This window comes from Caballeronia pedi, from assembly GCF_001544915.2.
GTDB lineage: Bacteria > Pseudomonadota > Gammaproteobacteria > Burkholderiales > Burkholderiaceae > Caballeronia > Caballeronia pedi.
On record NZ_FCOE02000004.1, the window covers coordinates 99,666 to 123,493 of the forward strand.

Annotated in this window: 23 protein-coding genes; 5 read left to right on the forward strand and 18 right to left on the reverse strand. The window is 60.5% G+C overall.

Annotated features, from left to right (window positions below):
* Positions 1–7: 7 nt before the first annotated feature.
* The 4 genes from AWB80_RS07600 to AWB80_RS45280 all read right to left on the reverse strand — a co-directional run bounded on the left by AWB80_RS07600 (position 8) and on the right by AWB80_RS45280 (position 4,321).
* Positions 8–1,879 carry a phage major capsid protein gene (locus tag AWB80_RS07600; RefSeq protein WP_244206434.1) on the reverse strand — a complete coding sequence of 624 codons (1,872 nt, stop codon included), beginning with the start codon at positions 1,877–1,879 and terminating at the stop codon, positions 8–10.
* 68 nt (positions 1,880–1,947) lie between these two features.
* Complete coding sequence (locus AWB80_RS07605; protein ID WP_061174045.1) at positions 1,948–3,462, reverse strand: terminase large subunit; 1,515 nt, start codon at positions 3,460–3,462, stop codon at positions 1,948–1,950.
* Positions 3,459–3,785 carry a hypothetical protein gene (locus AWB80_RS07610; RefSeq protein WP_244206435.1) on the reverse strand — a complete coding sequence of 109 codons (327 nt, stop codon included), beginning with the start codon at positions 3,783–3,785 and terminating at the stop codon, positions 3,459–3,461. Before AWB80_RS07610 ends, AWB80_RS07605 begins: the two co-directional genes overlap by 4 nt.
* Positions 3,786–3,997: 212 nt before the next feature.
* A complete protein-coding gene (locus AWB80_RS45280) occupies positions 3,998–4,321 on the reverse strand; it encodes an HNH endonuclease (protein ID WP_087131103.1) in 324 nt (107 codons plus the stop codon).
* 634 nt (positions 4,322–4,955) lie between these two features.
* Here AWB80_RS45280 and AWB80_RS07620 point away from each other — a divergent pair.
* The gene (locus tag AWB80_RS07620) at positions 4,956–5,879 is read left to right on the forward strand and encodes an OmpW/AlkL family protein (RefSeq protein WP_087131104.1); all 924 of its coding nucleotides are present in this window, start codon (positions 4,956–4,958) and stop codon (positions 5,877–5,879) included.
* 782 nt (positions 5,880–6,661) lie between these two features.
* On the opposite strand, the gene AWB80_RS07625 is transcribed toward AWB80_RS07620, so the two are convergent.
* The 10 genes from AWB80_RS07625 to AWB80_RS07670 form a co-directional block, all read right to left on the reverse strand.
* Positions 6,662–9,379 carry a DUF927 domain-containing protein gene (locus AWB80_RS07625; RefSeq protein ID WP_061174047.1) on the reverse strand — a complete coding sequence of 906 codons (2,718 nt, stop codon included), beginning with the start codon at positions 9,377–9,379 and terminating at the stop codon, positions 6,662–6,664.
* Positions 9,376–9,711 carry a hypothetical protein gene (locus AWB80_RS07630; RefSeq protein ID WP_061174048.1) on the reverse strand — a complete coding sequence of 112 codons (336 nt, stop codon included), beginning with the start codon at positions 9,709–9,711 and terminating at the stop codon, positions 9,376–9,378. Before AWB80_RS07630 ends, AWB80_RS07625 begins: the two co-directional genes overlap by 4 nt.
* Entirely contained in the window at positions 9,708–9,938 is a 231-nt protein-coding gene (locus AWB80_RS07635; RefSeq protein WP_061174049.1) for a transcriptional coactivator p15/PC4 family protein, read from the reverse strand. Before AWB80_RS07635 ends, AWB80_RS07630 begins: the two co-directional genes overlap by 4 nt.
* Positions 9,935–10,168: a hypothetical protein gene (locus tag AWB80_RS07640; RefSeq protein ID WP_061174050.1), complete on the reverse strand. Its 234-nt coding sequence runs from the start codon at positions 10,166–10,168 to the stop codon at positions 9,935–9,937. The genes AWB80_RS07635 and AWB80_RS07640 overlap by 4 nt, the downstream gene beginning before the upstream one ends.
* Positions 10,161–10,589: a hypothetical protein gene (locus tag AWB80_RS07645; RefSeq protein ID WP_143327991.1), complete on the reverse strand. Its 429-nt coding sequence runs from the start codon at positions 10,587–10,589 to the stop codon at positions 10,161–10,163. The genes AWB80_RS07640 and AWB80_RS07645 overlap by 8 nt, the downstream gene beginning before the upstream one ends.
* Positions 10,582–10,779, reverse strand: coding sequence for a hypothetical protein (locus AWB80_RS07650; RefSeq protein WP_061174052.1), 198 nt, complete (start codon positions 10,777–10,779; stop codon positions 10,582–10,584). Before AWB80_RS07650 ends, AWB80_RS07645 begins: the two co-directional genes overlap by 8 nt.
* A 512-nt stretch (positions 10,780–11,291) precedes the next feature.
* On the reverse strand, positions 11,292–11,540 hold the full coding sequence (locus AWB80_RS07655) for a hypothetical protein (protein WP_061174053.1): 249 nt from the start codon (positions 11,538–11,540) through the stop codon (positions 11,292–11,294).
* Positions 11,541–11,625: 85 nt separating this feature from the next.
* Positions 11,626–12,420 carry a hypothetical protein gene (locus AWB80_RS07660; RefSeq protein ID WP_061174054.1) on the reverse strand — a complete coding sequence of 265 codons (795 nt, stop codon included), beginning with the start codon at positions 12,418–12,420 and terminating at the stop codon, positions 11,626–11,628.
* Positions 12,420–13,718, reverse strand: a complete 1,299-nt coding sequence (locus AWB80_RS07665; RefSeq protein WP_061174055.1) for a site-specific integrase — start codon at positions 13,716–13,718, stop codon at positions 12,420–12,422. The genes AWB80_RS07660 and AWB80_RS07665 overlap by 1 nt, the downstream gene beginning before the upstream one ends.
* Positions 13,719–13,946: 228 nt before the next feature.
* Positions 13,947–14,954: an aromatic ring-hydroxylating oxygenase subunit alpha gene (locus tag AWB80_RS07670; RefSeq protein WP_061174056.1), complete on the reverse strand. Its 1,008-nt coding sequence runs from the start codon at positions 14,952–14,954 to the stop codon at positions 13,947–13,949.
* Between the two features lie 202 nt (positions 14,955–15,156).
* On the opposite strand from AWB80_RS07670, the gene AWB80_RS07675 reads away from it, so the two are divergent.
* Positions 15,157–16,251 (forward strand): GGDEF domain-containing protein, encoded by a 1,095-nt coding sequence (locus AWB80_RS07675; RefSeq protein WP_061174057.1) that lies wholly within the window; start codon positions 15,157–15,159, stop codon positions 16,249–16,251.
* Between the two features lies 1 nt (position 16,252).
* Here AWB80_RS07675 and AWB80_RS07680 read toward each other — a convergent pair whose 3' ends face one another.
* Genes AWB80_RS07680 through flhF form a run of 3 tightly spaced genes read right to left on the reverse strand, consistent with a single transcriptional unit; the run spans position 16,253 to position 19,709 of the window.
* Positions 16,253–16,984 carry an RNA polymerase sigma factor FliA gene (locus AWB80_RS07680; RefSeq protein ID WP_061174058.1) on the reverse strand — a complete coding sequence of 244 codons (732 nt, stop codon included), beginning with the start codon at positions 16,982–16,984 and terminating at the stop codon, positions 16,253–16,255.
* A gap of 18 nt (positions 16,985–17,002) precedes the next feature.
* The gene (locus AWB80_RS07685) at positions 17,003–17,920 is read right to left on the reverse strand and encodes a MinD/ParA family ATP-binding protein (protein ID WP_061174059.1); all 918 of its coding nucleotides are present in this window, start codon (positions 17,918–17,920) and stop codon (positions 17,003–17,005) included.
* On the reverse strand, positions 17,913–19,709 hold the full coding sequence (gene flhF / locus AWB80_RS07690) for a flagellar biosynthesis GTPase FlhF (protein WP_061174060.1): 1,797 nt from the start codon (positions 19,707–19,709) through the stop codon (positions 17,913–17,915). Before flhF ends, AWB80_RS07685 begins: the two co-directional genes overlap by 8 nt.
* A gap of 311 nt (positions 19,710–20,020) precedes the next feature.
* Between flhF and AWB80_RS07695 the strand changes: the two genes are divergently transcribed.
* The 3 genes from AWB80_RS07695 (at position 20,021) to AWB80_RS07705 (ending at position 22,612) form a co-directional block, all read left to right on the forward strand.
* Positions 20,021–21,727 (forward strand): thiamine pyrophosphate-binding protein, encoded by a 1,707-nt coding sequence (locus AWB80_RS07695; RefSeq protein ID WP_061174061.1) that lies wholly within the window; start codon positions 20,021–20,023, stop codon positions 21,725–21,727.
* Positions 21,728–21,806: 79 nt separating this feature from the next.
* On the forward strand, positions 21,807–22,070 hold the full coding sequence (locus AWB80_RS07700) for a PepSY domain-containing protein (RefSeq protein ID WP_061174062.1): 264 nt from the start codon (positions 21,807–21,809) through the stop codon (positions 22,068–22,070).
* A gap of 20 nt (positions 22,071–22,090) precedes the next feature.
* Positions 22,091–22,612 carry a cytochrome b/b6 domain-containing protein gene (locus tag AWB80_RS07705; protein ID WP_061174310.1) on the forward strand — a complete coding sequence of 174 codons (522 nt, stop codon included), beginning with the start codon at positions 22,091–22,093 and terminating at the stop codon, positions 22,610–22,612.
* A gap of 40 nt (positions 22,613–22,652) precedes the next feature.
* Here AWB80_RS07705 and AWB80_RS07710 read toward each other — a convergent pair whose 3' ends face one another.
* Positions 22,653–23,801 carry a branched-chain amino acid ABC transporter substrate-binding protein gene (locus AWB80_RS07710; protein ID WP_061174063.1) on the reverse strand — a complete coding sequence of 383 codons (1,149 nt, stop codon included), beginning with the start codon at positions 23,799–23,801 and terminating at the stop codon, positions 22,653–22,655.
* Positions 23,802–23,828: the final 27 nt, after the last annotated feature.

Here is a 23,828-nt window from a genome sequence, read left to right on the forward strand (position 1 = left end):
CTCCCACTTAGGCCTTCGGCGCGCCGTACTTCACACCCGTGATGTACTGAACCGCCTCAGCCCGGCGGCGCTTCCAATTGATGAAGCGCGTCGCCTTCATCGCCACGAAACCGTTTTGCCAGAGCGATACAAGTTGCGTCGCGCCGCCCTTCAGGTCACCGTCCATCTCGATTGACGCTTCTCGGCTCGCATCGAGCGTCACACCACCATCGTCGGCCAGCAAGATTTCTGAGGCGTTGGCGAGAATCATCATGTCGCCGGCGGTCTTCGACAGGATGGCAGGTAATCCGAAGAACGTACCGCCCGCCATCGTGAGGCCGGGGAATTCCGGTTGCGCCATTGCGTTCTGCATCATCGAAAGCGCCAGCGCCGTGCTTTCCGACATGATCCACACCGCTTTGGCAACCGAGAGATTGGCTGCGATGAACGCATCGAATGCGGCCTTTACATCGGTACGCACGGCCGCCGCATCGACGCCAGACGCTTTGATCGCCTTCAGGCCGTTCGTGATTGATGCCGGGGACACGCCTTCCGCGCCCTCAGCCTTGTTCGGATCGATGAATTGGCCATCGAGAAACCCGCTGCTCGTGGCAATCAGGTCTTGCTGAACAAGCGCCTCGGCGCTCGGGCTGGAAAAGCGCACCAACTCCTCGGTCATGACAACGAGGCCCGCCACCTTCGAGTGACCAAGAGAGGTGGTATTGAAGGCGAGCGCCGATACCGGCGCGGGCCGACCCTCACCCACCCAGCCCACGGACGAGCCCGTCACCTGACCTGGCACCTTGATGTTGAACGGCACGCGCCGGAAGTGCTCGATGCGGCCGATGATGGTGGCCGGGCGCAGCAGCTCGATGAATTCGCTCGCCATGCTTTGATATTCGACGAGCGGCTTGGCCCACGCCGGATCTGTAGTCGTGCCTGCCTGCACCGCCGCCTTGAGCACGAGCTCGACCTCCGGCGTCGAATCCTTCCACTCCTTGGCGACCTCGACCGCCTGCATGACATTGCCCTTGGAACGCATCAGTGCAATGGCATAACGCGTGAAGGCCGTGCCTTTCTCCACGTTCGGCTTGAGGAAGATGGGCGAATGAGATGCCGGGCCGCCCGATACCGGCACAGCCGTTTTTGCTTCAAGCGCTTGCTGCTCTTTGAGGCGCGTCTCGTGCGTATCGAGCGACTTCAGTTGGAGGCCGAGTTGGTCGTATTCCTCCGCCTCATCGTCATTGAGGGTGCGCTCACCGTCGGCCGCCGCCGCGTCCATGAGCGCCTTGCGTCGTTCGAGATGAGCCGTGCGCCGGGTAGCAACAGCCTTGAGTCGTTCAGCGATGGTCATATCGTTTTCCTTTTGATGAGAAGCGCTCAAGCGCACGACCGGTGAGCCAATGCGGGAGCTGAGGTTTGACTTGATGGATTGAATGGCCGCATCCGCGTTGGCTGGGATGGTCACCACGCTGAGCTCGAAGAGCTCACACGACTTGATGAGAAAGCCGCCTGTGGACGGGTCGTACTGCGCCTCGATGGGACGGAATCCAATCGACAAACCCGGAACGAGGCCCGCCTTGATGAGGCCGTAAGCCTCATCGATGTAGGCTGCGGTTCCGGCAGGTGCGATCGTCGCCTCCACTTCTGCGCCGGCCGACGTAACCGTCATCTTGGTGACAGTGCCAATCGGTTTCATCGGATCGTGTTGCCAAAGCAGCACAAGAGGCGTCTTGAACTGGATGCCCTCGGGCACGACGACGTCACCGACGCGATCGGGTAACGGCGACGATGCAAGGCCCTTAAGCACACGAGTGCCGTCATCGAGCGACTTTGATTCGAAGCGCGAGAACGCTTTGTTCGAGGGTGCAGGCGCGGTCTTCGCAATAAATTGCGTCAATCGAATGTTTGAGCGAGATAAATTTTGCATCAACGCGGTATAACACGCATTTAATGCCGAATCAAGAGCTAGATAAAGAACATCTGCGGCTCTACCGCCGATTCTTCCGCATTAAGTTGCGTCGCACCCACCGCCATCGCTAGCGCCACCATTCCGTCGATGCGTCCGGTCGCCTTCTGTTTGGTGAATTTCCGATTGCCCGCGGGATCCGAAACCGTCACCGCATTCACTGCGCACATCGTCAGTACAGGGTGGCGGCCGTGACGCAGCTTGCGCGCGAGCAGCCGCGCTTCCAGCTCCCGGATCGCTGGCGACATCGACACGAAGCCTTGGCCGAATTCGACGAAGCGGCTCAGCTCCTCTTCGGTGAAGCCCACACGCTCTAGCCACGGCTTCAGAAAGCGCATGTTGTAGCGGTCGAAGGCGAGCGCTTTGACATGGCATCGATCGAACACCGTGCGCAAGTGTTCGGCAATGAACTCATACTCGATCGCCCGGCCCGGCGTCGTTTGCAACGCGCCTTCCCGTGCCCACACGTCGTATGGCACGCGATCGGCGCGCGACTTCTCGGCAAGCCCTTCCTCCGGCAACCAGAAGGTCGGGTGAACGTCGCCCGCGTCTGACACCAAAACGAGCGCCGTCAGATCGCTCACGCTCGACAGATCCAGCCCGCCGGAGACTTCCTCGCCGTCGATGTCGGCCGGCGTGCCCCCGTTCTCCATCCAGATGGCGCGAGCGACGAAGGGGTTGCGCGCCTCGACGCGTTGATTGAGGATCAAATTCCGATAGGCGGCCTCGCGGCTCGGCAGACGCTTGGCATCGCTTGCCATGCGACGCACTTCCGCCTGATTCATGAACACGTTGAAGTGCGGATTGGCCAGGCGAATGGCCCGGTCGCAGAACGGGTCTATGTCCGTGGGCGCGGTGTATAGCTCAACTTTGTTGCGTGGATCGGCGCCCGTTAGCGCATCGTCGATGAGAAGGCTCAACAGATCGGCATCGGTCGGCGCTTGCGTGCTGATGACGACCGACAGCGGACTTTCTTGTGCCGCGCTTGCCGTTTCGAGCGCCTCGTAAAGCTGCGAGCGCGGTCCCTTGACCTGGCCAAGCTCATCGTGGATCACGAGCGCGGGGCTCAAACCGAACTTCGTCGTTGCGTCTGCCGAGAGCGCCTTGAAGAAGGTGCCGAGCTCGCCGCACAGCATCTCCTTGGCGGTATCGCGGATCGTCACGTACTGAGACAGGTCTTGCGACATACGCACGACCTTCGCCGCCAGCTCGAACAAGATGGCGGCCTGATCGCGCGATTGAGCGGCGCTGTAGAGCTGGCTGTTTGGCCGCGCCTCAGGGCCGACGAGATGGAGCAACACGAGAAAGGCGGAGAGCGCCGTCTTGGCGTTCTTGCGCGCCATCGAGAGGATGAAGGTACGTGTCGGCGTGTCGTAGATTCGTTTGAGCCAGCGCCGCTGCTCCTTGCTCAGCTTCACTGGTTGACAGACAAGCCGACCTTCGGGGATTCGGCAGTGTTCCTCGATCCACTGGATGTTGCGCTGGCTGCGCGTGGGCCTCCTGCGCGTCGTCACGTGGGCAGCTCCCACGGTTTTCTGGCCTTTTTCTGATTGGCGATCGCACGGCCTGCGGTCGTCGGATGCTCTACGGCTTGACGCGTAATACGCAGACGCGTGGCAAGCGACGAGGCCGCGCGGCTTTCCCGCTCACTCATTGCCAGCAACCGGTCATAGCGCTTCAGGCCATCATCACGCGCAAGCCACGCGCGCTCGAAGCTGAGGAGCTCGTCGGCGAGCGTGCGTGCATTAACGACGTGCCGACAGTACATCTCCAGCAATGGACCGTGCGTCGCGCTGAAAGCACCGGCCGGTTGATCGTTGACGACCTCCAGCCACACTGCGCGCTCCGCGTCACTGAGGTGAAGCGGAGGCACGAGGCGCTGTTCGAGCGCAATTGGCACCGTTGGCGCGATTGCCAGCGATGCCGCAGATTTCCTTCCCCGTTGAGCCATTTTTACTTTTTTTGTCCACGTTTATGAAAGCGAAGGGGAACGGTCGGTGTCCGCACCGCACGACGCCGAAAATCGACCCGCCCCCCGCCCATACACCATTACGACCACTCGCTATCGATCGGCAGACCGTCCGCGCCGAACGCCTTTCTCTGCCGATATCCGAACTGTTCGCGCGTCACGGCGTCGTGACAGGCCGAGCATAGTCCGCGCAGATTCGATTCGTCGTCCGTTCCACCATGAGCGAGCGGGACGATATGGTCCACGATCGTCGATTTGCAGACGCGATCGACATGCGCGCAGCGAACACAGAGCGGGTCACGCTCAAGAACGCGAGCTCGGATACGAAGCCACAGGCGTCCGCGCGTGCGTTGGCGGTGGACGGTGGGCGACCGCCACAACGGCTCAAAAGATTGAAAGCACATGACAATGGCCCAAAAAAAGCAATAAAACGTAATACAAAGCCCCTACGTTCGAATTTAACTCCAGAAACCACGAATAATACGAACGTTCGATTCTAACTTACCAGCGTGGCGTCGAATTTCTCCCTGAAAAATGAATCATGCATAGACACGTAAACTTTGCCGATTTGAAAGATCTGATGTTTAATTGCTATTCCCTCTGCACCTGAACTTCGCTTAAGCGGCCATCCTGCGCTTAGCGTGCTCGTCATACTGGAAAGGAGCGATTTCAATTTTGGCCTACCTATTCGCATTAACAGTACTTGATTTTGAGAGCGTACCCATTTCCCCTTCATATGCTGGAGAAGCCAGATGTATTGCATAGTTGATTTGTGTAGATATGCAGCAGCCGTGCAAGTTGGCTCAACTGTATTCGTGGGAGTCATCCCAAAAGGTATAAACATCCAACATCAAGCGGAGGCATTTCTCGAACTCAATACGCAAGGGTCCGCTGAATTCGCCGATGTACTCGCCTGCAAGGAGCTGAGGCTAAGTGGTGGTGGATGGGATAAAAGAGATATCCTTCTCGAATTTATTTCCAGTTCTCGATCCACTATCGCCACGATCCGTTGTAGCGGCCAGAGCGGCGAGGTTGTGAATGCAATCGCACAAGGAAAATGGCATCTTATCCAGAACAGCGCCTTACACAACAACCTCTAAGTGCTTCATTGTTTTTGCAAGATGCTATGGCGCCGCAGAGCGCTGGAGCTTTGCAGCCAATCTTATTGTAGGTGTGCGGCAGACGACTCGTCCGAAAGAGTCACATTGTATATCGGAGATCATCGTGAGGATTGTCATAGCAGTTTTGGTCATCTTTTTCAGCGTTTCCACCGCCAACGCAAAAACAGCAAACTCTTTTTACGGCTTTATGAGCGGAGGATGGCGGCCCACATTTGAATCTCGAAATAGTAAATACAGCAGCGGCCCATTGTTTGACCCAGACGAGCGGATGACCGGCGTAAGCTTTGGTACTTCAGCTAACTGGTCAGCAAATCTTGGATATTTTGTCACGGAACATATCGCGGTCGAACTCGGCTTTGGCGGATCAGACACGTTCAAAGCTTATGCCACAGTAAATGATGGTGCCCGAGCGGGAACTCCCATGCTCGCGAAAGTCGATTTGGGCAGCGCGATGCAATGGGAATCGGAGCTTAGTTTGAAATATTTCTTTGAAGCTAATAACCCCAGGCTACACCCCTTCATCGGTGTAGGCATTGCGTACGACAATACGATAACCAAGGCTATGGACCGCGATTATTTTCCGAACTCGGGTAGATGGATTAGCGATTTTACATTCACGTCGCCTTATCTGGCACCAGTTGTTAGTGCTGGTGCGACATACGATCTTGATCAGCACTGGTTCGCCGGATTGTCTGTTGATGTTCGGCGCACACGCAATCTCCTGAGCATTCGTACAGACTCTGGCCCCAACGGTGGAATACTTTACTGGTCCGATTCCAGTAGCGTGAACATGGAGGTATTGCAGATCCATCCGCGCATCGGTATTGGTTACCGCTTCTGAAGAACCGCGCACAGGGTTTTGCAACCCAGCAGATGGGTCGAGCAATGCACCTTGCCATTCTTCGCCACCATCGCAACGCCCGAGGCCGCTTCTCTATTGAAGAGGAATACCCTCGGGCATAAGGAAACAGCAATGCGCAATAACGTTCATGGCACACCATGTAGTGTCGAGTGGCATGCTGACGTAGGCAGTATTGCAATAGCGCTTGACGATTATGTTTTCGCTGGTTCATTTTCGGAGCGTCCAAAAATCTCGAATCGCCGAATAGACGGTCTAAAGCTGCAATTTATAATCCATGAAGGCATGTCCGCTTTACTAGGAATATCTCGTGCGTATTTCGATATCAGCGTTGCGATTCCGGGATTCATATCGATAGTATTTTATGATCATCGAACTCAACGTGCAGTTGCGTTGATCAGTTGCCGAGCTCCGGTTCCATGCTCAGCGCACGTCGAAGTTCGTGGCGCATGGAGATCCCGTGGGCATGGCAGGGACAGCGAGCTCCAGTGACCACTAACCTACTCTTTTTTGTGGGTTACACGGGTTACATGGGTTACACCCCCTGCAAATCATTGATTTTCATAAGCTTTTCCCGTAACCCATTTCTGTAACCCGTCTATCGTGTAACCCGTTTTTTGGGTTACGGAGTGTCCTGCGTAACCCGTATTTGCCGCGTTGGGTTACGCGGTTTTCGAGTTGGGTTACGCTGAAAGCCTTGTGCAGCAAGGCCTTCGGCTCGCGTAACCCGTGTAACCCGTGTAACCCGCGTTTTTTTGGATGGGTTACGCCGCCGTCCAAATTTTTGACGTGAAGACGTAGACTTTGGTGGGGCCCTTCTCTGGGATTCGTTCAGCGCGAACCGACCGACCATCGGCGGATGAGCGAATCCATTCCACAGAAGCAAGCGTCTTAGCCACCGATCTCGAATCGAAACCGCTGCAGATCTCCCGCTTGAATATCTCGGGAAAGACTAAATACTCAACTCCGCTTTCTACCTTTCGCCGATATCCTGCTCGATTAACCGTCGGCCTTTCGGATACGTCATTTAAATCGGTAAACCGAGATTCTTCATGCGCTTCGAAGAAAGCTTTAACGTGAGAAAGGATGGCAGTGTGCTCGTGATTACCCGCGCCGCCGCGATTATTTAACCACGCTTTAAAGCAATGGGCTGCCGCTGATTGCGCTTCTCCATTTTGCCATCCAGTAATGCCTCTATTAGTCGCATATTCACCCGCTAATCCGATGAGCGCGAGCCGCTCGCAAACCCGGTGGGCTTGCCCGCTTGCATCGGCCGGTAGGTTGTCGGCAAGGAACTTCGCTGTCTCCTGACGCAGGGACTGTTCGATCACCTCTGGTTCCTTCGCGATCGCGTTGAGCATCTCGATGGCGGCGATACCGTAGCTGCGCTTGCAGCCCTCATTGATCAGCGCGGAAAGCTTCGCGCCGCCGACTTGCCCGTGGAGCGTTTCGAACAAGCCGAAGCCCCGACCAGCATCAGCCGGGATTTCGACCAAGCGCACCTCCTGACCCGCCCTGGCCTTCTTCCCACCTGCCTGCATGTGCTGTGAGAGGCCGATCTCGCCTGCCGACAGGAACAGCAGCCGCCACGATTGACGCGCACGCGCCGAGCCGGTGCGCCCTGCGCGAGCCTTGCCGCTGCCGTTGGCCAGCATGTAGGCAATCTCACCCGCCTCGCGAGGATCGACCTGCGCCAGCTCGTCGAGCACCAACAGCGTGTCGTTATGAAGTGCGGCGAGCCCTTCGAGGCCGTTCGCGGTGGCGCGCCACCTTTGCATGTATTCCGGACCGCCGTAGACGCTGCAAGCAGCGCGAAGCGCCGTCGTCTTTCCCGTCGACGAATCGCCAACAAAGTTCAGACCGCCCGACTCCTGACCTGAATAAGCCAGCATCATCCCTGCGAACGCCGTCGAAACTGCAACCAACATTCGAGAGTTGCCCGAGCAGTAAGCGGCAACGTCGCGCTTCCAGTCGTCCAACGTCCCCGCCTGCGAATATGCGCGCAATATTGCCTCCGATTGGAAGATCACGCGTTCGGTTGATTTGCCGATTGTTTGGTCCGGGAATACGAACGCGCCGCTGTGCCAGCCGGTGCGCGTCACGCATCGGCCACGCGCCTTCGGCTTAGCAGTTGTCACGTACTCCGTGAGCTTGTTGCGCGCTCGATTGCTTGGCGCGATGTCCAGCCCAAGTCGGGCAAGCTCGCCCCGCATGTCCGCGCCGTCTGAGCGCAACATCTCCATCGGCATGGCCCACACGTGAGGGTGATTGTCGGCGTCCCGCCATTCCAGCAAACGGCCCCAGTTCTCCGACGCGCGATCGCGGACCAACGCACGCACGTGAAGCGGCGAGCACATCCAGTGAGGCATGCCGTCATCGTCGGTATAGAACACCCCTTCCTTCGTGATCGAAAAGCCCCGAGGCACACAGCCTTTGTCCGGCTGATCACCGCCATCAGGTTTTGCGGCCTTTTTGATCTGCGCGGCCACTGCGGCCGCTCCAAAGCGCCTGTGCATGTCGTTGAAGTCGGTCTCGTTGTCGCTGCGCTCCTCACCGAGATCGGGCACAGCAACGGCGCCACCGACAGCTCGCGCCGCCTCCACCGCCTTCTGTTGCCCATTACCGAGATCAGCCAACACGGTGATCTCAGCATCGGGATAGGCAGCGCGCATCGTCTGCGCGACCTTCGTGAGGTTGGCCGCCGAGAGCGCCGCGACCGCCGCTTCACCCGTGCAGAGATGGGCAGACAAGGCCGTGGCAACGCCTTCGGCGATGAGGATGCGTTCGGACTTTTCGAGCGCGCTCGAGGCGAACCAACATCCGCCCGATTTCTCGCCCTTCGCCAAGGCCGACTTGCGTCCCTGTTCATCGATCATCTCGATGGTGGTGACGGTGCTCCCGACCCGTACTGGCGCGATGAGCACGCGGCCTTCGAGCAGCGCGCCGCCGGACTGCGGCCGGTAGCCGATGAGCTTCTGGAGCTTCGCGGCGTCCATTTCTCGGAGAGTATCAACAGCACTGACACCCTTGCGCATCAGGTACGGATGATCGTCGTGAGCGGGCTGGGCTTTCTCAATGACGGCGACCGCAAGCGATGCTGCATGCTTGCGGGCCTTTGCTCGTTGCTGTGCCTCCTTCTCCATGCGTACGTCGCGCTCGACACGACGGCGTTCGACTTCCGCCGGATCGACGACCGTTGCGGCCTTTGAGCGCGGGTTGTAGCCGTATTTCTTCGCGATCGCGAACAATGTGGCGATCGTGATACCGGCGTCAGGGCGGATCGAGCGCCACGTATCCCGAACGTCGGTCGCCACGTAGTTCGGGCTTTGCCGACTCCAGTTGTCGAACATCTCAAAGCCAGCTTCGCCTTCGCTATGCTTAAGCGATGCACCGACGCGAAACCATACGTCGCGCTCAACGTCAGACGGGATGTACGAAAGTGCTTCGAGGATCCGTTGGTGTTCGTCAAAGACGGTGCTCATTGTTCCCCTCCCGCGCTCACATGAGCCCGTGCGATGACGCGAGCGAAGGCAAGGTTATCGCCGATCGCCGCCGTCGCTTGCCCCGCGAGAACGCGCATGCGCGGCGAAGGTTTGCTCTGGGCCATCATCGTTTCGAGCAGATCGGCGCGGCGAAACCCTTTCTCAGCGGCCGCGGTGAACACTACGTCGAGCACGCGGCGTGCGAACTGACGCACGTCGTCATCGGCCTTCTTTGCATGGAACACGAGGAAGCCGCACATCAGCACGCATTCAGTAGGGCTCGCGTATTCTCCTTCAGCGATCGGAATTCCGAGTTTGTAGTTTTCGTTCATACAACCTCCTGCGCGGCCAGCGTCAGCCCTTGAATGACCTGCGGGAGCAGTTCAGGGCGAAGCATGATGCCCCTCTGCGTGGGCACGAACTCCCCCGCGGCATTAACCACCACAAGCCGGACATCCACGTACTCGCGGCCCTTGTACCAGCGATGAACGATGCGGATGCGCTGCGTCGCGCGTTTCTGAATTTCCATCACCACTTTGTCCTGATCGCCCGCACTCATACATCCTCCTTCGAACCGCCGGCATTTCTATCGCGAGGCACGTCATCACCCGCATACGCAGGATCAGATAGCGTGTTTGCAACGTCTTGAGACTGATCGATCAACATTGAGACGACTCCGTAAATCGGGTGGCCGTCGCTTATGGAGAGGTCATCGATGGCAATCAGCATCATCTGCAACACATCGTGTATCTGCTGTACCTTCGCAGCCATCGCATGCTGTTTAGCCATGACGCTCCTCCTGTGAGGAGTACTCATCGCTAGAGATACGACAGGAGCGCTCGGCTTTGAGACGGTCAATCAACCGTTTCCGAAGTGTGCATTCGGCGTCAGACGCTGTTGCAACGATCTGTCCGATTAACTCGATTTCGTTGGCGATTCGGTAAAGCAGGATTGATTGATCGGCCTCCTGAAGCGCGCCGGAGCGAGCATGCTTATGCTCGGCGCTTCGGTCGCTCGCAATCAAACAACCAACGGCGGAAGCGACGGTGCTCAACGACGACGCTGCATCGACGGCAACACATAGGCAGTCAGCGAGGAACTGCAACTCGCTGTCCGAGGCGTGCGCCATGTCAAAGCGCTCTGCGAAGAACGCGAGCAAGCCAGCAGCGGATGGTGTTTGATGGATGGCGCCGCGTGTTGTGTTAGTCATGACGCGCCTCCGCACGAGCGATGTCCACCAGCTGGCGCAGCGCGTTGCCAGCAATGTCGAGCGCATCCAGATCGGAAGCGGCCAGCGTGGCTTCACGCAACGCGTGTTGGGCGCACTGAATGATGTCGATGTAGACGAGGGGAACGAGAGGGCGGGTTTGCTCAGGACGAGCGGGGATAGCGGGACGCATGGTGCGGCCTCCTATGTCGGGTTTAACGAACCCGGCCCCCAACTGCAATTGGGGTGGCCGAGCGCAAGGTGGGATTGCAGTACCGGCGACATAGGAAACCGGCGAGCGCGAACGCTCCCCCACCAAGGCCCGACCATTGAAGGCGAACGCAAGGCAGCGGACGAAAAAATACCGCCAATCGGCGGTTGTCCGCCTATGTCCCGTCGAGACTGCAATCCCGAGTGAGAGGTGTCTCCTCCCACGATTTAGAGGATAGACGACCGATTCCGACTTCGTCAAGCAAGTGATTTTCGGACCCGACCGATGGCGCGAGTGGCTGTGCCCCACTAATATCGAATGGCAGCACCCTCCAAAAAGTCTTTTCGCTGGCCCTTGGGCCAGCGTTTTTTTCGTCTGCAAGAAGTTATTTTCGTACTGGACCGATGGTGCCGTTGTACATGCTTGCCTATCATCTGACCTCAGCATGTGGGACCTTCTTGGCTGGCCTTCCGGCCAGCCTTTTTTTTTGCTCTTCATTGCTGGTGGCCCTCCCGATCTAAGGGCTGTTCCGCCAGCATCTTCGCCTCCCACTCCTCAACGCATGCGCGCGTGATAACAACGCGCCTTCCAAGTCGCATTTCCTTGGGCGCTTTACCTTGTGCTTTGAGGGTGTAGTAGTAGACGCGGCTGAAGTGATACGCCGCACAGAATTCGGGGATGGTGTAGCTCGTTTGCATTTTTCCTCGCTTCGTGAATTCCTGATTGCTCTGCTGAACAACCATGAAGCGAGTTTAAGAACCGAGTCTAAAAACAACGAAAAAAGCGTGGGGAAAAAAAGCGTGGGGTATTTTGTCCCCACGCTTTTCTTTACCGTCTTCGCTGCTCGTCGATCCAAGCCGTCAGCGAAGTCTCGTGCTCGCGAACCTTCTTGATCCAATAAGAAGGGTCACCGTCGTCGTACTTTGCAAGCGCGAAAACCTCCGTCAAACACTTATAGGCGAAGCCGCTTTTCGACGGCACGAAAAGGTCAAGCATTACATTGTCGTAGAACAGCCTCTCCACGGAGAGTGCAACCGTGAATTTGGGATCGCTCAGTTGGAAGTCATGCGGCGGGAGAGTATTTGCTGCCTCGACAGCCGCGTTCGATGCTCTCGGCAACAGCGTCATCAACTCCCTACGTCCTTCACGCGCGTACGTGACCGCTTTTTGTGGGTCGTTCTTCAGCTCGCCAGACTGGTCGAGTATGGCCATCAGCCATCCGAGCGCGTCGCCATCTAATTGTTCGAGCGTTTCTGCGAGGCGAATTGTCTGCTTCGAAATCGACATCAACAGTTCGACCCGACGTTTCTGTTTGTCTGGAACTATAGCCGCGATCTTGTCCATGCTTTGGGCGTATTGCTGTAGCGTGGAGACAAAGACCTCGGCGTCCTCTTGAAATACGCAATCCGGCAAGTCGTGACCGCTTCGCTCTTTCCGCACTTCAATATACCTTCGCTCGAGCTCTCGTTTCGTAGTTGCTGAGAATTCAAGGTCGTCTCGATATCGTCCTTTTGTTGGAAGGTTGATAGCGCGCAAAGCCAAGGAAACTCGCTCGCGCCCTTTCTCCTCGATAGCTTTCGCGACACTCTCGTTGAATTCTTCCATCGAAATCTGATTGGCCATCAATGTCCCTCATTAGCTGCTTGCAGATTCTCTGACGCCGGTGCCCGGTTCAATTTGGCAACGGCCGCCGACAGGTGCTCTGGCGCGAGATGCGCATATCTCAGTGTCATGGAGAGATCGGCATGGCCGAGCAATTCTCGGACTGTATTCAGATCAACGCCGGCCATCACCAAACGCGACGCGAAATGGTGGCGCATGTCATGCCACCGAAAATCGATGATCTCCGCATCGGACAGGAGCTTCGACCACGCAGTTTTGACATCAGTGCGCACTCCGCCCGTCACCCCTGCGAATACGATGCTGTGCTTGAGTTGTTGTTTCCGCCAGAGGGTAAGTACCGCGAGCGCTTCCTCATTGAGTGGGATATGTCGCTGCTTCCCCGATTTTGAAGACGCATCCACAACTGTAACGATCGCGCGGTCGAGATTTACGTCGCGCCAATCCAATTTAAGCAGCTCGCCTTGCCGCATGCCCGTGTTTAGGGAAAGCAGCACGGCTGGCTTCAGGTGATCAACGTATCCGACATCGCGTAGGTTTCGCATGAGATCGTAGCCGCGCGCCGACCGCCACGCGTTTGCGCTCTCTCGGCCCGCCCGCTCGCGCTCTTCGCGGTCATCAAGCGCCCTGCGCAGACGCATTTCCTCGTCGTCCGACAGCCACCGAACCTTTCCGCTCGGGGCTTGCAGTGCTTTCACCGTGCGCATTGGATGCTCGGCGATCACGCCCCATTCGACGGCGCGCGAGAACAGCCCGCGTAACGAGGACAGGTCGCGATTGACCGTGGACGCACCGACGCCCGCCTTCAGTCGGCCAGACCGCCATTTTTCGATGATCCACGCAGTGAAGTCGCTAAGTGGTCGTTCTCGGTGATCCGAAAACGATTTTCGCAGTCGCGCAATCGACGCTGCGCTACTGCGTGTGTTCGCCGCCAGCCAATCTGCGTAACGATCGTTGATAAACGCATCGAGGGTGGGCGTGCCAACGATCTTCTCCGCCTCGGCCTTCCGTCTTCGCCGCTCGAGTACATCCGCAGTCGTGTCGCCCGTCTTGTCGACATCGCGCAAAGACTTTTTTGCTAGATCGCGAGCCTCGCCCGGATTCATGTCCGGCCAGTAGCCAATTACGCGCCGCCCACGCGACCCATCTGGCTTCGTCCACCGGATCGTGTAACTAACTCGTCCTGCCGGTGTGACCTTTACGACGAACGCGCGGACGTCGGCGTCAACGAATTCCTGATACTTCCCATTGGGGCAAAGCGCCCGCAAAAAATCACGATCAATCTTGAATCTCTGACCCATGCCCTAACCCCTGCCAGGAGGGCAGAAGTATAACGTAGGGCCGAATTAGGGCCGATCGTGCCGCGAACACGCATTTACGTGTCCGAACACTAATTATCTAAGTGACTGATTTTGTTGAGATCGCAAAACCTCTATGAACAGCCAAAAACATGATTTTTGGCTCTCCGAAGGCAGGGGTTGCTGGTTCGATCCCAGCCGGGCGCGCCAAATCTTCTCCCCGACGCGCAATCATCCCGCGGCCGCTCCCGCGATCACCGTCCCCCACCCAAACCCCATCCCCGCCAGCCACCGCCTGTAAGCCACCGCCATCCGGTCACATCGCTGATGCAACTCCGCATCCAGATCGAGCGGCAGACGCTGCGGCCATTGCGACTCCACGATCGGCGTGTCCTGCATCAGGATCTCCATGTTGAAGTCGTATAGCTCCTGGTCGCTGTGCGTCGAATCATCTTCGTGAATGGAAACGAGCCACGCGCGCGTTTCCGTCTGCGTCACCGGCGACGCTGCCAGCATGATGTGCAACGCGCCCTGCCCGCCCGACGCCATCTTCGTAAGACTCGCGATCAACGGCCGCTTCACGCGATACACATAGTCGATCATCGCGCCGCCGCCTTGTCCCGGCATGCCAGCGGGCTGCCAGTATCGACATTGCCGCGCTTCGAGTCCTCCATCGGCAGTCTGCACGACGTCGTAATCCGGCACTTCCGTATGCGCCTCTTCGCCGAGAATCCCGACATGCACGAACGAGAAGTGCGCCATATCCAGAAAGTTCTCGACGACGCGCGGGGCCGATGACCTCACCGTCTGCGGCGCAAGATTGATGCGCCGGCTACTCGAAATCGCGGCTTCGGGAAAGAAATCGAGCGCATGCACGGGTTCGCTGAAGCACATCCAGATCACGCCATACTTCTCCTCGCTGATGAAGGTCGTCGCGCACGCACGCTTCGATGGACGCAACGACGGATTCGACGGAATCCGCAAACATTGCCCTTCGATGTCATAACGCCAGCCGTGATAAGGACACACGATCTGATCGCGCATCACGTGTCCGAGCGACAACTGCGCCCCGCGATGCGGACAGTAATCGCGCCACACATGCGCCGCGCCGATACTGTCGCGCCACACGACAATGCGTTCATCGGCAACGATGAACCCGCGCGCGCCGCCGTCCGGCACGTCATCGCTATTGCAGACAGGCAGCCATTCGCCCGCCAGAGAAAGCATTCCTTCGCGCATCGCAGTGAATCAAAAATAGAAGTCCGAAAGCCGTTCTTACACGAAACACAGCGTCTTCGCAAAACGTTGCAAAATAGCGGATCGCTTGCTCGGTGCAACTCGATGCAACTCCACTCGACCGATGCCATGCGACGGGGCCGCAGGTCATGACAGCAAGATAACAGCAAGATAAAAGCAAGAAATCACCAGCCAGGGGTTCAGTATGGAGCAGGCGCATCAACCGGCACGCCGGGCTTATGCCTTCGCATGGTCCGAGCACCGGAATCCCGAACGCGAGCAGGCCACGCTGCGGGTCTGGATGGGAGCGGTGGTTCTGCTGGCCTACGGCATTTTCGCGTGGCTGCGTCCGTCGCACGATGCGTTGCTGGTGGCGCGCCTCATCGCGCTCTATGTGTCTTACGGCGCGGTCACACTGCTGATCGTCAGCCGCATGGCGTCTCCATCGGAAAAGCGTCTCACCGTCACGACCATCGCCGATCAATCGATTCTCGGGCTCGCGTTCGCGGCGGGCGGCGCCGTCGCGCTGCCGCTCATCTGGGTGATGTTCTGGTTTCTGATCGGTTCGGGATGCCGTTACGGCAAGCGCACGCTCGCCGTTTCGTCCGCGACGGCGCTCGTCATCGTCGTGGCGCTGGGAATCTGGCAGCCGTGGTGGCGCGCGAACCTGCCCGCCGCGATCGGACTGGGGCTGAGCGTGCTGGGCGCATCGGTGTATCTGAGCGTGCTCGTCGACCGGCTCGGCAGCGCGAATCGCGATCTCGCGCGTCAGGCATCGACCGATCCGCTCACGGGTCTATCCAACCGATACGCGCTCGAACGAATCGTCGATCGCACAATGAGCGCGCGCGAAGCGGACGACATTCACGCCACCGCGCTCCTGCTCATCGATCTCGATGGTTTCAAGGAAGTGAACGATACCTACGGCCACGCCGTCGGCGACATGCTGCTGCAATCGTTCGCGCAATCGCTCGAAAAACGCATGCGCAAGACGGACACCATCGCACGGCTGGGCGGCGACGAGTTCGTCGTGCTCGCGCATCAGGTGCGCGACCGGGCCGCCGTGCTCGCGGTGGCCGACAACATCCACGCCGTGCTGAACGCGCTCACATCGGTGCAGGAGCGGCCGGTGTCGGTGTCGGCGAGCATCGGCGCGTGTCTGCTTTCCAGCGCGACGGCCGCGCATCAGTCCGGCATGACCGCCGTGCTGCGCGCCGCCGACCGCGCGATGTATCGCGCCAAAAGTCTCGGCGAAGGCAAAACCGTGTTCGCCGAGACACGAGACTTCGAAACGAACTGAATCAGGCCTCGACGCTCGACCACGCCTGCTCGCGCAGCTTCACGCGCAGACGGGCGACCGCCTGGCTGTGCAACTGGCACACGCGCGACTCGCTCACTTCCATCACCGCGCCGATTTCGCGCAGGTTCAGGCCGCGTTCGTAGTAGAGGCTCATCAGGAGCTTCTCGCGCTCGGGCAGCTTGTCGATCGCTTCGATCAACGCGCCGCGCAGGCTGTCGTCGAGCAGCGCGGACAACGGGTCCGAACGGTCGACGCAGTATCGGTCGAGGAACGGCTCGTCGTCGGCGGAGCGGTCGAAGTCTTCGTAGTAGATCAACTGGCTGCCGTGCAGATCCTGCAGCATCGACTGATACTCGGGAAGCGGCAGGTTCATGTGCTCCGCGATCTCCGTCTCGCTCGCGGAGCGGCCGAGGTTCTGCTCGACCTTGTGCACCGCCGATTCCACTTCGCGCGACGTCTTGCGCATGCTGCGCGGCAGCCAGTCGTTGGCGCGCAGCTCGTCGAGCATCGCGCCGCGAATGCGCTGGCTCGCGTAGGTCTCGAACTGCGCGCCCTGATCTTCCTTGTAGCGGCTCGCCGCGTCCAGCAGGCCGATCATGCCGGCCTGGATGAGATCGTCGAGATCGACGCTCGCCGGCATCTTGGCGACGAGCTGAAGCCCCAGCCGGCGAACGAGCGGTGCATATTTCGTCAGCACGTCGGACTGTGAGAGTTTGCCTTGGGCGTTATACATCTTGGTCACCTATCTTGATCACATCGACGCCGTGCTGGTCATTGCAAAGTCGTGAAGCGCAGCCGCACGATGCGACGCCTCCCGCCCGCCCTGTTCAGGGTCGCCTACCGGAATTCGCGCGTCTGTCTGGCCGCCCGCCGCGCGCATGTACGGCGCGGGGCGCATCGGCCAGTGGAGGAGCTCCGCCGCTATCGCGCGGTAGTCGCGCGCCGCGGCCGTGGCCGGGAACGCTTCGACTGCGCAGCGTGAGAGATCCTTCGCCCGAGCGACGCGCGCATCCTCGGACACATACCCTGCCTGCACGAGCGACACGGCCAGATACCGGCTCGCGACGCCCGACAGGTTGTCGAACGCGACCGCCGCGTCGGCCGGGTTCTGCACGTGATTGATGAGCACGCGGAACTGGCCGATCGCATGGGCGTAGTGCAGACGCTTCATGCACGCATACGCCTCGGTGATCGCCGACGCGGCGACCCGCGTCACGATGAGAAAGTCATGCGCCTGCGCCGCGAGCGTCGACAGCGCGCCGTGGCGATCGAGTTGCGCATCGATCAGCACGATGTCCGCCGGACCGTCGAGCAACGCGCGGCACTGCGCGGCGTCGTGGCTGATGCGCTCGTCGCGCGGTGCTGCGATCAGCGAGAAGCCGAACGGCGTGCGCTCGACGACATCCGCGAGCGCGCGGCGGCCGGACATCGCCGCGGCGAGCGCGCCTCGGTCGGACAGGCCCAGCATGCGGCTCACCGATGCCGAATCGCGATGCTCGTCGATCACGAGCACGTCCTTGCCATGCACGGATAGCGCCGCGCCGAGATTCACCACCGCCGACGAGCAGCCGATGCCCGCCGGACCGCCCGCAACCGCCACCACGCGCGAACCGGCACGCGTGAGGAGCCGTCGCAGACCTTCCGCCTGGTCGAGCACGAGCTTATCCAAAGTGCACCCCATGCATTTCGGTCGTGGCGCGCGCCGACAATGCGGACAGCAGCGCCGGCACTTCCTCGTCCTGCGGCACGAACGGCGAGCCGTCGCGCGGAATGCAGAACGCGCTCTTGATGAGAAACCGCTTGGTCGCGACGTACAGGTTCTCCGGCACCTTCTGGCCGGTCGAGACGTAATGCACGGGCAGCTTGTAGCGGATCACCGTATCGAGCACGCCGCCGAGATTGGTCGCCTCGTCGAGCTTGGTGAGGATGCAGCCCGCGAGCGGCGGCTGATCCGGCGCGCTCTTGTACGCCTGCACGACTTCGTTGAGCGTGTCGCCGTGGCTGGTCGCGTTGAGCAGCAGGATGCGCTGTACCGGATGACCCGCGCCGCACAGCATCGCGATCTGGTCGGAGACCATGCGATCGCGCTGGCTCATGCCGATCGTGTCGATCAGCACGATATGTTTGTTGCGCAGCTCGGAGAGCGCGAGCTGCAGGTCGGCGGCGTCTTTCACCGCGTGGACCGAGACGCCGAGAATCTTGCCGAAGATGCGCAGTTGCTCGTGCGCGCCGATCCGGTAGCTGTCGGTCGTGAGCAGCGCGACCTTGCTCGCGCCGAAGCGCATCACGCAGCGCGCCGCGAGCTTCGCGGTGGTCGTCGTCTTGCCGACGCCCGTCGGGCCCATCAGCGCGAACACGCCGCCGCGTTCCATCAGCGCGTCTTCGCTGTCCATCACCGGAATATTCGTTTCGAGCACCTGCTGCACCCATTCGAGCGCGCCTTCCACGCTCTCCATCTCCGGCATGTTGTCCACCACCATGCGCACGAGCTGGGCGGAAAAGCCCGCTGCGAAGAGACGCTTGGTCAGCGCGCCACCGGTCGCGTTGCGGCGCTGGCGCTCGCCCCAGAGCAGGCCGGAAAAGTGTTCTTCCATCATCGAGCGCATCGACGACAGCTCGTTCATCACCGTTTCGTTGACCACCTGTTCCATGCGCGCGCGGATCGCTTCGGTCACGACCGCGGCCGCGTTCGCGGGCAAGCCTTCGAAAGCGCCTTCCGGCGTGGCGGGCGCGGCGCTCGCGACGGGCGCTTCGGCGTGCTGCGCGCTCGCGTTGATCTTCTGTGCGGCGCGGCGCGCGGCGACTTGCGCGGCTTCGCGCGCCCAGTCGGGCGTGTCGATCTTCGATTGAACCTGCGGTTGAACTTCAGGTGCGCGAGCCGCCTGCGCCTGCGCTTGCTGGCGCAACGCGTACTTGCCCGTTTCCGGCGTCTTTTCTGCGCGCGTCTCCTGGCGCGTAACCGGCACCGGCACGCCCATGCCGCGCGCAATGGCGGCCGACGCCGACAGCGGACGGTTCGACGGCATCGCCGCCTGCTGCGCGATGCGCTTCGCGTGCTCGATCAGCCAGGGATTCGAATCGGCCATCGTGCGCGGCGCTTCGTCGTTGGCGGCTTCGTGGTCGTGGGTGAGCGCGTCTTCATCGTCGGCGTCGGTGTTCGCACCGAAGACCGACGAAAACACGTCGCCGCTCGCGTAGGGATTCGCGGCGGCCTGCCTGACCGGCAGCGCGGCGGCGGCGGCAGCCAGCGCGGCGCGCGACGTCCCCGACGAGCGCACGGCCTGCTCATTCGCGGCGGGCGAGATCGAGGCGATATCGCTGTCCGCGACGCCGACGATCTCAACGGAGCCGTCATCCAGCGTGCGATTGGACAACACCACGGCATCGGGTCCGAGCGCTTCACGAACCTGGCGCAGTGCGTCGCGGCTGTTCGCGCCGATGAATTTACGAATGTTCAAACTTGCCCCCGATGAGGTGAGACTGCGATCTTTAGCTAGCGGGCTCACTCGTTTCATTGCGATGCCCGCTTTTCAGTGAGGCCATTATTGCGAACTTCGCCTTTTGTCCATCGCTGGATAAAGGGTGAGAAAAAGGGGTATTTCGGCTGATGGGAATACGGCGGTCCGGCACTAGAGCTGGCGCGCACCGGAAAAAGATTCCGCTTCGCCGCTGGTCGAACGCTCGCCCGACGGCGTAAGCTTTAGGGCATTTCGCTCACCGTCCGGCGCGCGTTCCGGCCGCACCGGATATTCAAAGGAGACTTCTTCGCATGGTGTCCGCTGTCCCCTCCGCGCAATCCGCATCTTCCGAAGGTCGAACCACCGGCGCGCGTCTCGTCGTCGATGCGCTGGTGCATCACGGCGTCGAGCGCGTGTTCTGCGTGCCCGGCGAAAGCTTTCTGGCCGTGCTCGATTCCCTGCACGACGAAACCGCGCAGATCCAGACGATCGTCTGCCGCCACGAAGCGGGCGCGGCGAACATGGCCGAGGCGGTCGGCAAGCTGACGGGCAAACCGGGCATCGCGATCGTCACGCGCGGGCCGGGCGCGACGCACGCATCGATCGGCGTGCACACCGCGTTTCAGGATTCGACGCCGATGATCCTGCTGATCGGCCAATGCGCGCGCGATCATATGGACCGCGAGGCGTTTCAGGAAATCGACTATCGGCGCATGTTCGGGCAGATGGCGAAATGGGTCGCGCAGATCGACGATCCGCGCCGCGTGCCGGAATATCTGAGCCACGCGTTTCATACGGCGACCTCGGGCCGTCCGGGTCCGGTCGTGCTCGCGCTGCCGGAAGACATGCTGACCGAAGCGGTCGACGCCGCGCCGCCCGCGCCCCCGTATCAGCGCGTGGCCGCGTCGCCTTCGGCGGCGCAGATCGAACGCCTGCGCGATGTGCTCGCGAACGCGAAGAAGCCGTTCGTGATCGCGGGCGGCAGCGGCTGGAACACGCAGGCGACGCAGGATTTCGCGCGCTTCGTCGAACAGTGGCAGTTGCCCGTGGGCTGCGCGTTCCGCTATCAGGACACGCTGAATAACGAACATCCGAACTACGCGGGCGATGTCGGTCTCGGCATCAATCCCGCGCTCGCCGCGCGCGTGCGCGACGCCGACGTGCTCTTCGTGCTCGGCCCTCGCATGGGCGAATCGACGACGGGCGGCTACACGCTGCTCGATATCCCGAAGACGAAACAGACGCTCATCCACGTGCATCAGGGCGCTGAGGAACTCGGCCGCGTGTACAGCGCGGATCTGCCGATCGTCTCCGGCATGCCGGAAATCGCGTCGATGCTGGCCGCGCTGGAAGCGCCGTCCGATATCGCGTGGAAGGGCGAAGCCGAGGCCGCGCACGCCGCGTATCTGGAATGGCGCGCACCGCGCCCGATGCTGGGCGATGTCCAGCTCGGCGACGTCATGCGTCAGCTCGCGGAAACGATTCCCGCCGATTCGATCCTCACCAACGGCGCGGGCAATTACGCGACGTGGCTGCATCGGCACTATTCGTATCGGCACTTCCGCTCGCAGGTCGCGCCGACGAGCGGTGCGATGGGCTACGGCGTGCCCGCCGCGATCGCCGCGAAGTCGCTGTATCCGGAGCGCACCGTGATCGCGTTCGCGGGCGATGGCTGCTTCATGATGTCGAGCCACGAACTCGCCACGGCAATGCAGTATGGGCTGGCGGTGATTTTCATCGTCGTGAACAACGCGCAGTTCGGCACGATCCGGATGCATCAGGAGCGGCACTATCCGCATCGCATGCATGGCACGGAACTCACGAATCCCGACTTCGTCGCGTATGCGCATGCATTCGGCGCGCACGGCGAACTGGTCGAGACGACCGATCAGTTCATGCCCGCGTTCGAACGCGCGGTGGGTTCGGGTTTGCCCGCAGTGATCGAAATCCGCATCCCGCAGGAGCAGAGCACGCCGGGCGCGACACTCGAACAAATTCGCCAGCAAGGCCAGCGCTAAGGGACAAACTTTCAATCTTCTTGCAGCACGCTCCCGGTGGCAGTAGAGTAGCCAGTTCAAAAAACACCGGGAGTTAGCGATGCTTAAGATTCTGGCTTTGTCGTTGGCAATGGGTTTGTCGGGCGCGGCGTTCGCGAAGGCCGACTGCACGGCGCATCCCAAGAGCGAGTGGATCAAGGAGTCGGACGCCAAGGCGCAACTCGAGGCGCAGGGCTACAAGATCAAGAAGTTCAAGGTCGATGGAAACTGCTACGAAATCTACGGCCACGACAAGAACGGCAAGAAAGTCGAGATCTATTACGACACGAAGACGCTGGCCGTCGTGAAGTCGGAAGTCGAATAAGCGTGACGCCCGTGGCTCGCGTGAGAGTGTGGGACGCGTGGGTGCGACTCACGCATTGGGCGGTCGCGGGCATCGTCGTGTGGAATCTGTTCGGGCCGACGGATTCCACGCATCGTCTGCTTGGGTATATCGCGGCGGGGCTCGTGGTCGCGCGCGTCCTGTGGGGTTTCGTCGGGTCGCGTCATGCGCGGTTCTCGGCGTGGTGGCCGACGCGCTTGCATCTCATCGAATATCTGCGCTCGCTTGCGTCAGGCAAGCCGATGCATCATGTCTCGCACAACCCGCTCGGCGGGTTGATGGCGCTTTTTCTGTGGTTTCTGATTCTCGCGCTCGCGATGTCGGGCTGGATCATGCGCCTCGATGCGTTCTGGGGTGAAGACTGGCCGCAGGAGATTCACGCGTGGCTTTCGGTTGCGGTCGAGGTGTGTGTTTGCGTGCACGTCGCGGCGGCTGTGCTGATGAGCGTGTGGACGCGGGAGAATCTCGTCGGGGCGATGGTGACGGGGAATAAGCGCGACACAACAAACAAAAAAGCCTCGTGACCTGAATCACGAGGCTTTCTTTTAGCTCGACTCGGAGCCCTTACTTCCCGCCCACGCTCTGCAACGTCGTCCACTTCCCGCCGACAACCTTATACAGCGTGATGCCGCCGTTCTTCAGATCGCCCTTCGAGTCGTACGACAGGTGCTTCGCCGTCACGCCCTGCATGTCGGTCTTCGCGAGGAACGGCAGGTACTTCGCCGGGTCCGTCGAGTTGGCCGCCTTCATCGCGTTGAACATGGCCATCGCGCCGTCGTAGGCGTACGGCGAATACGTCTGCACGTCTTCGTTGAAGCGCTTCTTGTACTTCGCCGAGTAATCCGCGCCGCCCGGCATTTCGTCCATCGGCAGGCCGGCGAGCGATGCCACCGTGCCGTCAGCCGCGTCGCCCGCGATCTTCACGAAGGTGTCCGTCTTCACCATTTCGCCCGCCATCAGCGGCGCGCGGAAGCCGAGCGTCTTCATCTGCTTGACCATCGGGCCGGCTTGCGAATCCGCGCCGCCGTAGTACACGAGGTCCGGATTCATCGACTTGATCTTGGTCAGAATCGCCTTGAAGTCCACAGCCTTGTCGTTCGTGAACTCGCGCACGACGATCGTGCCGCCCGCCGCCTTCGCCGCCTTCTCGAACTGGTCGGCGAGACCCTGGCCGTAGGCCGTGCGGTCATCGACGATCGCGATCTTCTTGACCTTCAGGTTCTTCACCGCGTACTCACCCGCGACCGAGCCTTGCTGCGTGTCCGAGGTCATCATGCGGAAGGCCGTCTTGAAGCCTTGCGTCGTGTATTCGGGCGCCGTCGCCATCGCGATTTCGGGGATGCCCGCGTTCGCGTAGATACGCGATGCCGGGATCGTCGTACCCGAATTGAAGTGGCCGAGCATGCCCTTGATGCCGTCGTCGACGAGACGCTGCGCGACGGTCGTGCCCGTGCGCGGGTCAGCCTGGTCGTCGGCCGAGTTCAGCACGATGCGAACCGGCTTGCCGCCGATCATCGGCTTGGTGGCGTTGAAATCTTCGACAGCCAGCGTGATGCCGTTCTGCATGTCCTTGCCGTAGTGCGCCTGCGCACCGGTCAACGGGCCTGCGTAACCGACCTTCACGTCCTCGGCTTGCTGCGCAACTGCGGTCCCCGCGAGCGACAGGCCGGCGAGCGTCATGGCTGCTGCCAGCGTGGTCATCGTGTGCTTCATAGCTTCTCCTGGTTCCAGTGTGGATGG